Below are 15,391 nucleotides of genomic sequence, written 5' to 3'. Positions count from 1 at the left end.
AACTCATAACTCATAACTCATAACTCATAACTCATAACTCATAACTCATAACTCATAACTCATAACTCATAACTCATAACTCATAACTCATAACTTTCTAACAACTCCTAACTTGATTTCTGCAAACCGCTTAAGAAGTAAAAAGATAATCCCCATAAATAAATTTAGGGGATTTAATAAGGACATATTATTTCTCTCTACGAGACGTAATCATGCGAACGCGCTGCGCCACTCCTTATAAATGTGGCTCTCCCAGACTTGGAATGATAAATTAATACTAAAAATAGGCTAGAATTATTGATATAATAGGGTTTTTCTAACATAGAATGATAGATTTAATAAAAATATACTTTGTTTTTCTTGAATCCCTTGCTATGTCATAATTTGAGCTAATATTAAGTATTTATTTTTTATAGATAGTCTTGGAGAGCCATAAATGTTTTTATTTCATTCCATAAATAAATTTAGGGGCTTGTGACCATTTTTATTTTTCTTTATGAGTGCCTTAGGATGGTAATCAATATCTGCTAAGAGAAAATTTAAGGATGTAAAAAAACAATAATTTACACCCACACTGTTAAAAGACGCGATTAATCGCGTCTCTACTTTTATGCTTCTTCTGAATTGTCTCTTTTATGTCCTGGAGATGCTTCGTAAAGTGCATCAAGATGTTGACGCGCATCTTCAACGTTAATTGAACGCATTACCAAAAGTGGCTCTTTAATTAAGTTTCCCGCGCTATCTAATAACTCTGGATGGGGTACAAACTGTTTTTTTGATGAATAATAACCGTAGTTACCTTGATTATTCATTGACGAGGAATTCGTCGGGTAAGTTCGCTCCCGATCAAAACTGAACATGATCAGGTTACGAATTAAGTTGCCAACAGCTATAAATGCAAGGATTGTAAAAGCAAGAATGTAAAGGAGATGTAACATTAGATTTTCCTCCAGGACAGGAATTTTTTAAACTTTATTTTGTAACACTTTGTTTCGTCTATACTGTGACTCACAGTTTAAGACGAGTCTTTTACGCACTCTTTGCGCGCTTACATCTATATGAGGCTATTTGTCAACCGTTATTCTACCTAAGGTAGCATGGGATACATTATCTTGTTAATCCAAATAATGTTAAGAAATTGTTAAGAATTTTTCACGATTACTTTGACGACTGATTTAGCATCTGGCGTAGACGTTTCCTCGGCAAGTCAAGAGATATTGGTTAAGTAGTCTACCGAAATTTAGCAGGTACTCCCAGCTGCTGCTTAGACTTCACGTCCTTGACGAAAGCGCATTGCGACATTCCAGCATTCTGTTACTAATTGATGCCAAGGCATTAACGTTGCCATCTCAATCCCGACTTGTTTATCAGTTGCATTAAACAGCATCTTCGCGGTATTTAGTTCATCCTGCGCTTGCTTAACCCGCAAGAGCAAGTCAGATTGCTCTTGGTGACTCATAAATGATAGTTGCTCAGTTTCGAGTAAATGGCGCGATCGCATAAACCAATGCTGAAAATCTTCCAGCAGCGGATCTAAAACCGTTTTCAGCAACTCAGTCCCTGGTAAATTCGAGTCTGGCATAAATTGAGAGGCATATTTCAAACTTGCTTACTAATATTAACGTTATTTACGTTTCTTAACACTTTTCTGGTTTCTCTCATAATTCCGAGGATGTAAAAATATGTAACAAAAAACACACAATTTATTATATAGTCTTGATGTCTGGTTTGTACAGTGCCTTTGGAGAGGCATCTATAGGTATATATGACACCGAGTTGCAATTCATAGGATAAATTAGCGATGTCTACGACGGGCTACGCCTACGCGCGCAATCCTGAATTGTGACACTCAGGTAACAAATCAAAAATTTATCTTTATCCCCTATCACAAATTAAGTCAGTAGTTGGAAGATAGAGCTTAACTGGCAAAAATCAAAGTCGTTATAGTTGAATAAGCCTACAGATTCAGATAAATCACCTTTTGTAATCACTTCGCCAATGGTTCAGCAGCCAATGTCGCCAAATTCATCAAATCAGTCCCAACAGTCAGAACAAGTTGAAAAAATTTATTTACCGCGCACTAGCGAATCGGAGAACTTAAAAAAGATTCGCCACACTGCTTCCCATGTAATGGCAATGGCAGTACAAAAGCTGTTTCCCAAGGCACAAGTTACAATCGGCCCTTGGATTGAAAATGGTTTTTACTATGACTTCGACAATCCAGAACCTTTTAGCGAAAACGATCTCAAAGCCATCAAGAAAGAGATGGCGAAGATTATCAATCGTAAATTGCCAGTAATTCGGGAAGAAGTCAGCCGCGAAGAAGCCCAACGCCGGATTCAGGAAATTAAGGAACCTTACAAGCTAGAAATTCTGGCAGATATCAAAAACGAACCAATCACGATTTACCACCTGGGGAATGAATGGTGGGATTTGTGCGCGGGGCCTCATCTGGAAAATATCAGTGAATTAAACCCGAAAGCAATTGAACTAGAAAGCGTTGCTGGCGCTTATTGGCGTGGGGATGAAACTAAAGCCCAACTACAACGCATCTATGCTACCGCTTGGGAAAACCCAGAACAACTTACTGAGTATAGGCGACGCAAAGAAGAAGCGCTGCGACGAGATCACCGGAAACTGGGTAAGGAACTGGGATTATTTATATTTTCCGATCTAGTAGGGCCGGGTTTACCTTTGTGGACGCCCAAAGGCACTCTGTTGCGGAGTACCTTAGAAGACTTCCTTAAGCAAGAACAGTTAAAACGGGGTTATCTGCCTGTGGTGACTCCCCATCTTGCTAAAGTCGATTTATTTAAAAAATCTGGACACTGGCAGAAATATAAAGAAGATATGTTCCCTTTGATGGCGGATGACGAGGAAGCGGCTGCCAAAGAAGAGGGGTTTGTTCTCAAGCCGATGAACTGTCCTTTCCATATCCAAATATATCAAAGTGAGTTGCGCTCTTATCGGGAACTACCGATGCGACTGGCAGAATTTGGTACTGTTTACCGCTACGAACAATCAGGGGAATTGGGCGGTTTAACACGAGTGCGCGGTTTTACTGTTGATGATTCTCACTTGTTCGTTACTCCAGAACAGCTAGATAGTGAATTCCTCCGTGTGGTGGATTTGATTTTGTCGGTGTTCAATAGTCTGCAACTGAAGAACTTTAAAGCTAGACTCAGTTTCCGCGATCCTGCTAGTGATAAGTATATCGGTTCCGATGAAGTTTGGGATAAAGCCGAAGGTGCAATTCGCCGTGCGGTTGAAACCTTAGGGATGGAACACTTTGAAGGTATTGGAGAAGCGGCTTTTTATGGGCCGAAACTTGACTTTATCTTTAGTGATGCCCTAGATCGGGAATGGCAATTAGGAACTGTGCAAGTAGATTACAATTTGCCAGAACGCTTTGAGTTGGAGTACGTCGCCGAAGATGGTGTTCGCAAACGCCCAGTGATGATTCACCGTGCGCCTTTTGGTTCACTGGAAAGGTTGATTGGCATCTTAATTGAAGAATATGCGGGTGATTTCCCTTTGTGGTTAGCGCCAGTGCAAGCTAGATTATTACCCGTGGGTGATACACAGCTAGACTTTGCTAAAGATGTGGTGGCGAAAATGCGTGCGTTGGGCATCCGTGCAGAAGTTGATACCAGTGGCGATCGCTTAGGTAAACAGATTCGCAATGCAGAGAAAGAAAAAATACCCGTGATGGCTGTGGTGGGAGCGAAAGAAGTAGAAACCAACACCTTGAGTATCCGTACCCGCGCCTCTGGAGACTTAGGTAGTATTTCTGTCGATCAAGTTTTGGATAAATTACAAGAAGCGATCACTAACTTCGATAACCTTCAGATAGATGTCACAAGTGCAGATTAATTTCAAATAGCAAACAGTCGGCTGGGTAATTCCCAGCCCCAAAATTAACTGAAAAATCAGAATTAATGCCAGCCAAAGACATTTATCATGATTGTGTAAACTAACCCCCGCCCTGAAGGATACAGCTGGCGAATAGGGGGTAAGACCCCTCAAGATAAACCAGTTAGACAATAATAGAGCAATCAATAGGCAACCTCAAAAAGGTGCGGTAGGTATCACACCTTTTTGAGCATGACAATTGAAGACCAAAGCACAAGCAAGTGTACTTGCAATACGGTTCGGTTAAGGCAAGAGACGCGATAAATCGCCGTCTCTACAATAGACATCTCCGAAAAACAATGTAGAGACGTAGCACTGCTACGTCTCTACAAGGGTTATGGGTAAAGCATATTTAATTTCTGGAGATGTCTAATAATCAGGCTTGTCATCAAAAAACCTTATCCGAACCGTATTGAGTGTACTTAGACAGAAAGTTAAGATGAAAAACGGCTTGAAGATTTAAGTAACATTAACACCTAACTTATCAAGCCTTTCACTCTAAGGTGTAGGGAACATGCCGTGCCCCTACGGCTGTACCTGAATTCTGACTCCTGATTTCTGAATTCTGTTTTGATAACCAAGTGCTGAGTTCTAAGTGAGATTTTTCACTCAGCACTCTTGAATCTATTGAGGTTTGTAAATAATTTGTATTTCTGCAAGGAATATTCCTTTAGACTGAATTTCAACTGAAAAATGTGGGAATAAACAAAGATGCATTCGTTAAATATACTTTGTCACGAATTTGTAGTTGCTGTTTCCTTCGTAGCTTGCATTATTGGACTGTTGTTACTGTGGGACAGGAAGCAGCAAACAAATAATGTGGAAGAAACAGAGCGAATTCTGTTCAGAATGAGCTTTAGTTACTGGCTAGTTTATTGTATAGCTTTTGGTCTAGAGAAAATGGTTTTACCCAACTGGGAATCTGTACTCATGACTTTGAAAATAACTACGGCTTTGTCATATTTCTTAACTTTTTCTTGCATTGTTAGTTTGCCGCTACACAAATTTGCAGTACATCGGGTTGAAGAATAGTTATTTTGGGATTGGGGATTGGCATGGGGCATTGGCATAGGGTAAAACTAGTTCCGTTAGCGGTAGCGGGGCATTGAAACCGTTCCGAGTTCCCATTCAGCACTCTTAAAGGGCATGAGGAATGATTAACATCTCATAGCGATCGCTAATGCTGTTTCTAATTTATCTTGGGGTAAAGTCGTTAAAATAAACACTTCTTGTACTGTCTTACCCTGCCGTGCAATAACTTTATAACCACCGCGAATCGGTACTGAAACGCGGAGTTGCATTTTTGGACAGTGACCTTTTGCCCGCCCAATCACTCCTGGCGTCACAGTTTGGATACCATCGTGCTGACAAAGACGTTCTAATATAGGAATCAGACCAGAAAGATGTGTCGAGTGATTCCAAACTAGTCTAGCAGCTTTTTGTGAAGCCGTGCGGAGAGGATCTGCGGTGGGTTTGCCCATAATAATTAAGCTGCTTCTAGAGGTGCCATTGTCAAACCTGCTCGGTGCAGCTGCTGGTGATAGAGTTCCGCAGGTTCTTGGGGCCCGACCCAGACGATCGCTTGACCTTCATAGTGTACCTGATTAGTCAGATCCCACGCGCGATCGCCACTCATCCCCGGAATATATTTCATCAAACATTCAGCCACATGTGGGAATGTATTAAAATCGTCATTTAATACAATCACTTTGTAATTCGGATAAGTCTTACGGATAACTTGATTAGACCGTTCAGGAGCTATAGTTGGTGCTGTAGCCATTCGGTAAACATCTGCTGAAAGTGTCATAACCATACAAAAATTGGTCAAGATAATTTTACAAAACTACACTACAAGTAACTAGTTTAGTCCATTGTTTGGGGAGTGGGGATTGGGGATTGGGACTAGGGACTGGGGAGTTAGGAGTTAGGAGTTAGGAGTTAGGAGTTAGGAGTTATATCAGGTTTGGTTAAACACTTGTAATATTTTTAGGTTGGGTTAAGGAACAAAACTCAACATTTGATCTCTGTTCATGTTGGGTTTTACTGCTTTCAACCCAATCTACTGGCGTGGCAAGCAAAAAAATTGTGCATTAGACGTAGGTTGGGTGGAGGCTTTGCCAAAGCCTCCAACGCCACTTGCTACAACGCTCTTAACCCGCGCAACGCAGTGGCTCCCCAACCGACAATTTTTTTGCAACATTTTAGCCTTGCCACGCCACTACATTGATAGATTTTATTACAAGTAATCACCTGAACTTAATACTAGAGTTAGGTATTGTGCATTGGAAAGAATTTAATCCCCAATCCCCAATCCCCAGTCCCCATTACCCCTTATCCCCAGAGGGGGCCCCACCTTCCCCAATCCCCTATTTCCAATTATCCCAGTTTTCGTTAAAAATAGATGTATCTGGGAAAGCGGTAGGGTTGCCATTTTTTTGCAAAAGCCGTTTGAGTGCTTCTAGTTGTGGCTCTTGTTTGGGTAAATTATCAACTAGTTGGTAAGGTGCGATCGCATTTTTAATTGCAAAACTAGCAACAGTTCCCGCAGCTGCGCCAGCTGACCACTCAAAGGAGTGTACCCGATAGGCGGCGGAGGCGATATGACTAGTAGCAATGCTTTTGCCTCCCACCAGTAAATTGTCAATTTTCTGAGGAATCATCGCCCTCAGAGCAATTTGGAAGGGATAAGCTTGACCAGCACCACGTCTTTCACCTGGATGTTCTATATTACCAGGGGCTTCTGGAGGACTATTTACCATGCAAGGATGGAAATCTATGGCGTAGTGACCAATTCCCACAGCATCGGGAAAAATCGTAGAACGAGTCCGTCGCATTGCTTTGTCTGGTGGAACTTTCCCATCAATTACTGATACTGCTTCTAAACCAGCAAGTGCTGCTCGTAGCCGACGATACATATCTGCTGGCAGAGTCTTGGAGTAATACTCATCGTTATAATTTCGGCGAGAAATATCAATTTCCCCGATAGTAAAACCTCCAGGCTGTCCCCAACTGGGGCGACCAATGATGCGGCGTCCTTCTCGCATATAAGGATATTTCGATAAACCATGCACTGTCCCCATTGGGGAATTTAAACCAGAAACAAAGCGGTTATTAGTTTGCTGCTGCTTGACACCATCCCCTAGTTTAGAATCTGTAGTCCCAGCTACCAACCAGTAATAGAAAGAGAGGGCATTTTCCTCAGCCTTGCGGAGGGTTTCTGTCCGCAATCCTCCCATCCAACCCCCTGGTTGTAACTGTCCAGTAGCTTGTAACTGTTGGCGAGTGTAAATTAGATTATCCTTGGCTGTTCCGGGGCGGTAGTCGTTACCCCAAGTCCAGTTTTGCATGGAGATATCCCCTGGTGTCGGCGCAGTAAAATCTACACCGCCAAATTTTTCTGATTTCCCTTGATTTGGACTCCAAATGCGACGATAGGTAAAAACTAAATCAAAGTTAGCCAGTCGTGTTAATTCATAGCTGAAATATGGCGCATATTGTAAATAAAATGGAGGCATTGTCTGTGGTTGTGGTTCCTTAGTTGCCTCCATTGCAAAGGTGTAGGTAAAGCCTTGAGGGCAATATGGATCGTTGTTGGTGTCAGAAGCAGAAGGTTCTAGGTAAGAACGGGCATCAATGCCTAATCGATAGGGAACATCAGCAAGGGCGATAATTTCTCCAGTTTCGCTGGTGTCTACAACGTACCATTTAGGAGCATCCTCTTTCGCTGCCTTGGGAATAAAACGGAGAATAGTTTTGGTAAACCGAGATGAGTTTTCGTAGCTATAAGAATCTTCGATAGTTTGAGATAAAGTAAAAGTATTGAGAGGTGGTGCGCCTTTTGGTGGTTGATGTTGAATTGCGATCGCACTATTAATTATTTTGCCATCAGTAGAGATTTCTAAATCCTTAATTACTGTGTTGGGAAACCATTGCAGCTTCCCTTTGCCCTGCTTTTCGGCATCTTTAAGCATCTGGGTCAAAATAGTGTGAGCATCACGGGGAAGAAAACAAGATTCACTTACCCAACAGTCGCCGGGGTTAAGCTTACCGTATTTGCGCCCAATGCGGTTTCGCAATTCCAGATAGCCACGAGAATAGAATTTTAGAGCTCGCTGAGTTGGGCGTTCATCTAATGCAGATGTCCCTTGAGCAGAAATTTGCCCTCCCAGCCAGTCAGTAATTTCCGTCAGACAAACCGTTCGTCCTGCTAGCAACCCCTCATAAGCTGTAGCAACACCAGATAATCCACCACCAACCACTAAAATCTCACAATTAACATTTTTGTCTGGGGTTCTTGGTGGTGCGGCCTTCGCTCTATCAAATACAATTAAACTAGATATTAAATTGAGACTGATCAGTGATGTTAAGCTAAAAGCTACCTTGTGTTTACGCTTCATTGTTAAAAAAACCGCTCCAAATCCTGTGTCACCTTGTAGAAGGTAGCATCCAGCAAATGTTCATTACAAGCTAATTGAATGTATTTGTAATAGAGCGATCGCAAGTATAGCTTGGGGCTTCTTACTTAATAGACATCTCCAGAAATTAAATATGCGTTATCCAGAATCCTTGTAGAGACGTAGCAGTGCTACGTCTCTACATTCTTTTTCGGAGATGTCTAATAGATATCTGGTGAAATTAATTATGCGTTATCCATAACCCTTGTAGAGACGCGAAATCTTGCGTCTCTACTTTTTCATTAGCAGATGTCTAATAGCTAACGAACCGTTCCCCGCAGGACTTCAGTATCAATTGGTTTGATGAGGTAAACTAACAGTAGATTCCAAACAATTGCTGCAATCAAAGGTAGTTTGCGAATTAGCTTCACCAATTTTGGCCCAGAACTGCCCTCAATCTCTGTAATTTTCAAGTTGTAACCTGCACAGCGTTGCAGGCGGGGGAAAAACTTGGGATGTTCGGTATTCAACATCACAGGAAAAGCCCGTCCTGCGGTTTCATTAGTGTTGCGGACAACTTGGAGATCAAATTCTGTGGCATCAAGTCCTAGTGATTTGTAGAACCCAGAACGTTCATGAACTGTCAAGGTGTGGGTAGCAAATACCGATAGTAAGAAAAAGCGACTCCACAGCCGAGATTTCCAGGTGTTCCAGAGTTGCGGTTGAGAACGTAAGAGTGCCTTGAATATATCCCCGTGGCGGTTTTCATCCTGACACCAACTCTCAAAGTAGTGGAAAATGGGGTAAAACTGGTTTTCTGGGTGCTTTTCCAGATGTCTGAAAATAATAATGTAACGCCAGTACCCAATCTTTTCTGAGAGGTAAACTGTGTAAAGTACCCACTCAATGGGGAAAAACGTATAAGTGCGGGTTTTAGTAACAGTGGCTAAATCAAGGGAAACTTTAAAATCGCCCATTGCTTTGTTGAGAAATCCGGCGTGGCGGGCTTCATCACGCGCCATCAGTTGAAATATTTCCGCCAGCACTGGACTGCGATTTTTTAGTTTGCGGGATAATTCCTTGAATAGCAAGAAGCCGGAAAACTCGGAAATACAAGAGCGTTCCAAATATTCTATAAACGCCTGTCTTGCTTCACCGCCAATGTGTTCCCAAGACTGCTCAAACGCTTTATCACGAACAAAATGATGGCGGTTATAGTCTGTCCGCATTTCTGTCAACATCGCCTGCAATTCCGTTTCTTGGGCAGACAAATCCAGCTGGGCTGCGGTTTCAAAATCTGTAGTATAAAACCGGGGGGTGAGTACAGTTTCTTTGCTGGGGGTTTTAGTTTCGGGTTTGGGTAGGGTGTTAACCATGAGTAATGAAGCGGAGTCAATAGTTCTATAACTATTAAGTTATGACAAATACGATTATTTTGCTAGACCTCTTTACAATCCTTCAGTAAATAGGACTTACGCAAAACTACACCCGAAGTGTCACGCCGAAGTCTTTATTGCTGGAATAGTTGGATTTAGGGTTTTTTATAAAGTTATGTGTTTTATACTTAAAAAATTGTATCGATTATAGCAATGGAGATAGTCCTTTGATTTTATTCAGTAGCTACAAAGTAACTGCATCTAAATGGATTACCATATTTGACTCACCATTTTACCCAGATTCTTTAGATGAGGCTAAAATGCTCTACGAAAAAGTTTTGGAGCGTTTCATAGAATTGGTACACGAAGCAACAAACTCTGCAAATTTACTCGAAATTATTACAAAATGCATAGGGGTGGTCAATATAAATTAAACTAACTTTACCCGCGACAGTATCATCGTTCAAGAATGAACTCAGAACTCTTAGATTCTCTCCATAGATGAGTCTGTTTCTTGGATGTTCATCTATACTTATTATGCGATGTAACTTGGCTACAGGAATTTTTAAGATATCTTCTATAGGGATTTTTCCTTCATATTCTATACGAAAAGGAATTACATTTTGTTTTTGACTTTTACGACTATTTTGACTAGGTATTCCTGTTGCCATTTGAGTTAATATTTTATTCTTCTTGTTTTCTACTGTTATTTATTTGTAAGAACTCATCTAAGTCTTTTTGTCTGATACGCCAAATTCTTGGCCCCACTTTTGTAGCTTTAAGATTATTTGATGATATCCATCTTTGTACAGTTCTTTGGTGAACACGAAGAAGTTGAGCTACTTCAATAGTTTTTAAAAACGAAATATCTTCTTCACTCTCATTATTGTTATGTTCTGCATCTTGTCGCATTTGTCGCTAAGTTCGCTAGAGTCGCTATTATACTACTAATTCTAGTATTTTGCAAGGTTCAGCAGCACCACCAGTACTTGAAACCCTTATATAAATCACTTTTAATTTAGTGAAATTACAATATCTGCGGCAAAATTACGTAAATTATCCTGTCGCCACTTGGCATCAGCTTTGCGGTTTGTCTGCAACTCTAAAACCCGAATTCCTGTAGCTGGGAGCGGGTTTAATCTTTGCTGCAACAATTGCCAAGAAGTAATCAATTCATGCTGCACCTTATAAGTTGCACACAACTGTGCAAAATCAATATCTTGCGGTGTGCCAAAAAACTCTTCAAATGGTGGCTCAAATTTGGCAATGGGTAACATTTCAAAAATTCCACCGCCATTATTATTAATTAACACAATCGTCAGATGTCGCACAAACTTATTGCGGATTAAAAAACCATTGGTGTCATGCAGCAAAGCCAAATCTCCCGTTAACATCACACTACTTTGCTGGCGATGGGCAATTCCTAAAGCGGTGGATAATGTACCATCGATGCCATTTGCACCCCGGTTAAAGTGCGATCGCACTCCTAAATTATTCGGTTTCCAGAAATATTCCACATCCCGCACAGGCATACTATTGGCAATAAACAGAGGCGTTCCGGGCGGTAAAATCTGAGAAATTAACCAAGCTGCTTTACTCTCAATCATTTCATCTATTTTCCCCATCGTCTGGTCAACAACTAACCTGACTTTAGCTTCCGCATCACACCATTGCTGCAAATAGTCTGAAGAAAGAGATAAATTTATCTCCTCTGCTTTTATATCTTCTACAGATATCCGTAAATGCGTCGTTCTTCCATGCAAAGGGTCGAGGTTTTGGTCACTGAGGTCAATTACCCATCGTTGGGGTTGAGTTGCATCTATCCAGGTACGCAGTTCTTTACTTGTAGGCATTTCACCCACCTGAATCACCATTTCGGGTGCTAACTGCTTTGCTAGTTGCTGATTTCGCAAAATCAAGTCATAAGTGGAAATCAAATAAGGGTTGAGTTCGGCATAATTTCTGACTGGGGAAAGTCCCTCAGCTAGCACGGGCCATTTGAGAGTTTGGGAAAGGCGCGCGATCGCCCTACAATATTCCTCTGGTTGCGACGGTTGGGCAACACCTGCAATGATGATACCGCGATCGCATTCTTTCCACTCTTTGGGAATTGGGCATAGGGCATGGGGCATAGGGCATGGGTTTGCTATTCCTGCGAAAAAGTCTTCTGGGTGAAACTGTGATTGCAAATAACTCAAATCAGTTCCATCAGGTACAGGTGCTAAGGGATCGCGAAAGGGAATATTCAAATGTACTGGCCCCTTTGTAGGAGTTTGCGCCCTTTCCCAGCTATGAATTACTGTTTGTCGCAGATAAGCTAGCATTCCCAAATCGGCTGAGGGCAAGGCTAACTCTGTTTGCCAATTTGGGTAATTTCCATATAATCTCAATTGATCTACAGTTTGCCCAGAGTGACAATCTCGCAATTCTGGCGGTCTATCGGTGGTTAATAGCAAGAGTGGTACACGACTTTCTTTAGCTTCAATGACTGCTGAATAAAAGTTTGCCCCTGCTGTACCAGAAGTACAAACAACTACCACAGGTCTTCCGGTTGCTTTTGCTTGTCCCAAAGCGAAAAAGGCGGCGGAACGTTCATCGAGAATGGAAATCGCTTCAATCTCAGGTACTTGTTGAGCAAAGGCGATCGCTAGGGGTGTAGAGCGCGATCCAGGGCAAATGATGGCACAAGTCAATCCCAACCGCTTTAGTGTCTCTGTTAAAATATAAGCCCAAAGTTGATTAACATTCCTATAAGCGATCGGCATTAAATCAAACATAGCGATAAAACAATCTTAAATTTTAGATTTTGTCTAGGGAAATTCAATTTAAAATCCATCAATGCGGTCAAAAGAGGCAAGGGAGCAGGGGGCAGGGGGAAAGACTGAGACGGAGCTTGTACTCCGCCAAGCCTTCAAGTGTCCTGGAAGGACGGGGCTTCATACCCATGTTCCGCAACGCTTGTCGCTCTTGAGAACGGCTTACTCCCCGTGCTAAGAGCACCCTTCCCCTCTGCCTCTTCGGTGATGGAACCCAACACCGCCACGCGAGTTTCTGGGAAAGAAAATCTCCAAGCAAACTTGCTCCACTTTCTACAAAATGCCCAATTTGCTCTCAAACTTTTATGGACTGCATTCATTTAACGGGAATTCGCGGCTATGGCTACACTGGATATCTACCAGAAGAACAGGTGCTAGGACAATGGTTTGAGGTGGATGTGAGGTTATGGTTGGATATCTCCACAGCGGCCAAGACTGACGCGATCGAAGACACTTTAGATTATCGCAGCGTCATTAGCTTGATACAACATCTGCTCAAAACGTCTAAATTTGCTTTGGTGGAGAAATTGGTAACAACGATCGCAGATTCTATCCTCCAAGAGTGCGATCTTGTAACAAAAGTCCAAATCACTCTCAGTAAACCTGCCGCACCTATTCCAGACTTTGGTGGCAGAATCAGCATTGAATTGACTAAAAGTAAATCCAATCTATAAGGCATACAATATGTTTTTTTTCAATATCTATCAGCTAGCAAAAAAAAGGAGTTTATGTGGAGCGTAGAAGTATCTCATAAAGAGAATTTTTCCTGCCATTGCCCCCAGCATTGGCTCACGATCAAAAAACTAAAAAATTCCGCGATTGGCTGATGAGCATTTAACTTGCACATTTTCAGATCGTCAGATTTTTGATTGAACAAGAATTCAGAAGTCAGAATTTAGGGGCGGAGCAATAAAAGCTCTGCCAAGGCGTTAGAATCACTCTCGTCGGAGATTCAGAAGTGAATTCTGGCTCCTGACTCCTGAATTCTTTCTTGTTAAGAATTAACCAGCAGCAATGAATAGTTCTAAGTAATACCATTTCACTCACCATTCAAGATTTAAGACAGTTTCAGACGGTAATTTAGACCCAGGCTGAGACAAAAACTATTTCTAGATAAAGTGATATTAAACTCTTAAATTCCAGATAATGATTAATGTTTAATATCAATTGAGTGAATGTATATTATTATATTACGTACAACACACTCTATAATTTTCTTAACTTATATGAAAGTAGTATATCGTGATTTCATGAACTTTTATTCTTGATTAATTTTTACATAAATACTATACTTAGTATTTATGCTTCTCCGAAGAAAAATTATTGTATACGTTTTAAAATCAGTTATTGAATGCTTGTAATTACATGGTAATTTGGATTGGATGCTGATAGCATGATATTAGCTGTATGAATTAATTAGAATTAGCTTTGACAAGTACAGAAATTACCGGAGGTTAATAACATAACGCTATTTACTCATTAATTTAGTATTGATATCAAGCAAGAAGACAGGTTACTTAGAGATTGTTTGTGATAAAATAATTACTTTTAGAATCGATTTGACACTGACAGCAAAAATCTTAACCTTAGCAAACAGGCTATTGTAATATGCTCGCCCGCAAAATCCTAGTTGTTGAGGATGAAAAAATTCTAGCCTCAAATATTAGAAAAAGTTTACAAAAACTAGGTTATTCCGTTTCAGAAATAACTAAGTCTGGGAAAGAGGCAATAAAAAAGGTAGCAGAAACTCATCCACATTTAGTATTAATTGATATCTGCCTAGCTGGGGAAATTGACGGTGTACACGTAGCAGATATTATCCAGAATCACTTTCATGTACCTGTAGTATATCTAACAGAGTGTTTGGAATATAAAACATTACATAAAAATCAGCTAAGTGAGCCTTTTAGCTACATAGTCAAACCAGTTATTGAAAGAGATTTACATTTTGCGATTGAAATGGCTCTGTACAAACATCAAAGCAAAAAGATATTATACGAAGAAAAACAGAGGTTAGCGACAATTATTAACAGTATGGGCTGTGCAGTGATTGTGACATACACAAATGGTTCTATTCAAATGATGAATCCCATCGCAGAACGAATCACTGGTTGGAAGCAAAGTGAAGTATTTGGTAAAGATTTAGTAGAAATTGTTAACTTAGTTGACAAAGATGTAGGAGAAACAATTGCAAATTTAGCCACAGATGTAATGGAAGCAGGTGAAATTTTCAATTTACCGGAAAACTGTACACTGATTACAAAAGATGGTAAAGAAATAGCGATTGGGGATAATGTTTCGCCCATCCGCGATCGAGATGGTAATATTACTGGCGCGGTTTTAATTTTTCAAGATATCACCAAACGCAAGCAGACAGAGGCGCGACTGATCCGTAATGCGTTTTATGATGGGCTGACAGCATTACCGAATCGTGTTTTATTTTTAGATCGGCTCAGACAAACTATTGAACGTAGTAAACGCAGAAGCGATTATTATTTTGCAGTTTTATTTTTGGATTTAGATGGCTTCAAAGAGATTAACGATCGCTTTGGACATGGAATCGGGGATGATTTTTTAATAGCGATCGCTAGACGTTTAGAGTCGTGTTTACGTGGTGGCGATACTGTAGCACGATTTGGTGGTGATGAGTTTACAGTTCTTTTGGAGGATATTAAAGACATTACCGATGCTACCAATGTTGCCAAACGTATTCAAGACTCCCTACGATTGCCAGTTAACCTCAATGGATATCAATTATCTACTACAGCTAGTATTGGTATTACTTGGAATTTTAGTAATCATGAGGAGCCTGCAACTTTGCTACGGGATGCTGATATTGCTATGTACCGAGCTAAACGCCAGGGAAAAGCTACTTATGCCATATTTTAGTTAA

At 40.8% G+C, this 15,391-nt stretch carries 12 protein-coding genes; 4 read left to right on the top strand and 8 right to left on the bottom strand.

Going from position 1 to position 15,391, the window contains the following annotated elements; all coding sequences use genetic code 11:
• Positions 1-608: 608 nt before the first annotated feature.
• Both V7K67_RS17995 and V7K67_RS17990 read right to left on the bottom strand, forming a co-directional pair.
• A complete protein-coding gene (locus V7K67_RS17995; protein ID WP_334706659.1) occupies positions 609-938 on the bottom strand; it encodes a DUF2973 domain-containing protein in 330 nt (109 codons plus the stop codon).
• Between the two features lie 326 nt (positions 939-1,264).
• A complete protein-coding gene (locus tag V7K67_RS17990) occupies positions 1,265-1,582 on the bottom strand; it encodes a DUF2605 domain-containing protein (RefSeq protein WP_334706660.1) in 318 nt (105 codons plus the stop codon).
• A 416-nt stretch (positions 1,583-1,998) separates the two neighbouring features.
• Here V7K67_RS17990 and thrS point away from each other — a divergent pair, with 416 nt between their 5' ends.
• On the top strand, positions 1,999-3,873 hold the full coding sequence (gene thrS, locus V7K67_RS17985; RefSeq protein WP_334731972.1) for a threonine--tRNA ligase: 1,875 nt from the start codon (positions 1,999-2,001) through the stop codon (positions 3,871-3,873).
• 750 nt (positions 3,874-4,623) lie between these two features.
• Positions 4,624-4,944: a hypothetical protein gene (locus tag V7K67_RS17980; RefSeq protein WP_334731971.1), complete on the top strand. Its 321-nt coding sequence runs from the start codon at positions 4,624-4,626 to the stop codon at positions 4,942-4,944.
• Positions 4,945-5,069: 125 nt separating this feature from the next.
• Here V7K67_RS17980 and V7K67_RS17975 read toward each other — a convergent pair whose 3' ends face one another.
• From V7K67_RS17975 to menD, 6 genes are all read right to left on the bottom strand, one after another.
• On the bottom strand, positions 5,070-5,393 hold the full coding sequence (locus tag V7K67_RS17975; RefSeq protein ID WP_334711228.1) for a DUF2103 domain-containing protein: 324 nt from the start codon (positions 5,391-5,393) through the stop codon (positions 5,070-5,072).
• Between the two features lie 5 nt (positions 5,394-5,398).
• A complete protein-coding gene (clpS, locus tag V7K67_RS17970) occupies positions 5,399-5,725 on the bottom strand; it encodes an ATP-dependent Clp protease adapter ClpS (protein ID WP_334711227.1) in 327 nt (108 codons plus the stop codon).
• A gap of 553 nt (positions 5,726-6,278) precedes the next feature.
• A complete protein-coding gene (locus tag V7K67_RS17965) occupies positions 6,279-8,309 on the bottom strand; it encodes an FAD-dependent oxidoreductase (protein ID WP_335167772.1) in 2,031 nt (676 codons plus the stop codon).
• A gap of 317 nt (positions 8,310-8,626) precedes the next feature.
• Positions 8,627-9,682 carry a magnesium-protoporphyrin IX monomethyl ester (oxidative) cyclase gene (gene acsF / locus V7K67_RS17960; RefSeq protein WP_334731969.1) on the bottom strand — a complete coding sequence of 352 codons (1,056 nt, stop codon included), beginning with the start codon at positions 9,680-9,682 and terminating at the stop codon, positions 8,627-8,629.
• A 684-nt stretch (positions 9,683-10,366) separates the two neighbouring features.
• Positions 10,367-10,594, bottom strand: a complete 228-nt coding sequence (locus V7K67_RS17955; protein WP_334731967.1) for a helix-turn-helix domain-containing protein — start codon at positions 10,592-10,594, stop codon at positions 10,367-10,369.
• Positions 10,595-10,695: 101 nt separating this feature from the next.
• A complete protein-coding gene (gene menD / locus V7K67_RS17950; RefSeq protein ID WP_334731966.1) occupies positions 10,696-12,459 on the bottom strand; it encodes a 2-succinyl-5-enolpyruvyl-6-hydroxy-3-cyclohexene-1-carboxylic-acid synthase in 1,764 nt (587 codons plus the stop codon).
• A gap of 344 nt (positions 12,460-12,803) precedes the next feature.
• Here menD and folB point away from each other — a divergent pair, with 344 nt between their 5' ends.
• On the top strand, positions 12,804-13,172 hold the full coding sequence (gene folB / locus V7K67_RS17945) for a dihydroneopterin aldolase (protein ID WP_334731965.1): 369 nt from the start codon (positions 12,804-12,806) through the stop codon (positions 13,170-13,172).
• Between the two features lie 934 nt (positions 13,173-14,106).
• Entirely contained in the window at positions 14,107-15,387 is a 1,281-nt protein-coding gene (locus tag V7K67_RS17940; RefSeq protein ID WP_334731964.1) for a GGDEF domain-containing response regulator, read from the top strand.
• Positions 15,388-15,391 lie beyond the last annotated feature (4 nt).

This window comes from Nostoc sp. (assembly GCF_036917155.1).
GTDB lineage: Bacteria > Cyanobacteriota > Cyanobacteriia > Cyanobacteriales > Nostocaceae > Nostoc.
Note: the sequence above shows the minus strand (reverse complement) of the source record. Positions and strands in the feature narration are given on the sequence as shown.

What these genes read in the sequence shown, in the direction of transcription:
- V7K67_RS17995 (WP_334706659.1), bottom strand. Translation starts at nt 938, where the DNA reads ATGTTACATCTCCTTTACATTCTTGCTTTTACAATCCTTGCATTTATA.
- V7K67_RS17990 (WP_334706660.1), bottom strand. Translation starts at nt 1,582, where the DNA reads ATGCCAGACTCGAATTTACCAGGGACTGAGTTGCTGAAAACGGTTTTA.
- thrS (WP_334731972.1), top strand. Translation starts at nt 1,999, where the DNA reads ATGGTTCAGCAGCCAATGTCGCCAAATTCATCAAATCAGTCCCAACAG.
- V7K67_RS17980 (WP_334731971.1), top strand. Translation starts at nt 4,624, where the DNA reads ATGCATTCGTTAAATATACTTTGTCACGAATTTGTAGTTGCTGTTTCC.
- V7K67_RS17975 (WP_334711228.1), bottom strand. Translation starts at nt 5,393, where the DNA reads ATGGGCAAACCCACCGCAGATCCTCTCCGCACGGCTTCACAAAAAGCT.
- clpS (WP_334711227.1), bottom strand. Translation starts at nt 5,725, where the DNA reads ATGGTTATGACACTTTCAGCAGATGTTTACCGAATGGCTACAGCACCA.
- V7K67_RS17965 (WP_335167772.1), bottom strand. Translation starts at nt 8,309, where the DNA reads ATGAAGCGTAAACACAAGGTAGCTTTTAGCTTAACATCACTGATCAGT.
- acsF (WP_334731969.1), bottom strand. Translation starts at nt 9,682, where the DNA reads ATGGTTAACACCCTACCCAAACCCGAAACTAAAACCCCCAGCAAAGAA.
- V7K67_RS17955 (WP_334731967.1), bottom strand. Translation starts at nt 10,594, where the DNA reads ATGCGACAAGATGCAGAACATAACAATAATGAGAGTGAAGAAGATATT.
- menD (WP_334731966.1), bottom strand. Translation starts at nt 12,459, where the DNA reads ATGTTTGATTTAATGCCGATCGCTTATAGGAATGTTAATCAACTTTGG.
- folB (WP_334731965.1), top strand. Translation starts at nt 12,804, where the DNA reads ATGGACTGCATTCATTTAACGGGAATTCGCGGCTATGGCTACACTGGA.
- V7K67_RS17940 (WP_334731964.1), top strand. Translation starts at nt 14,107, where the DNA reads ATGCTCGCCCGCAAAATCCTAGTTGTTGAGGATGAAAAAATTCTAGCC.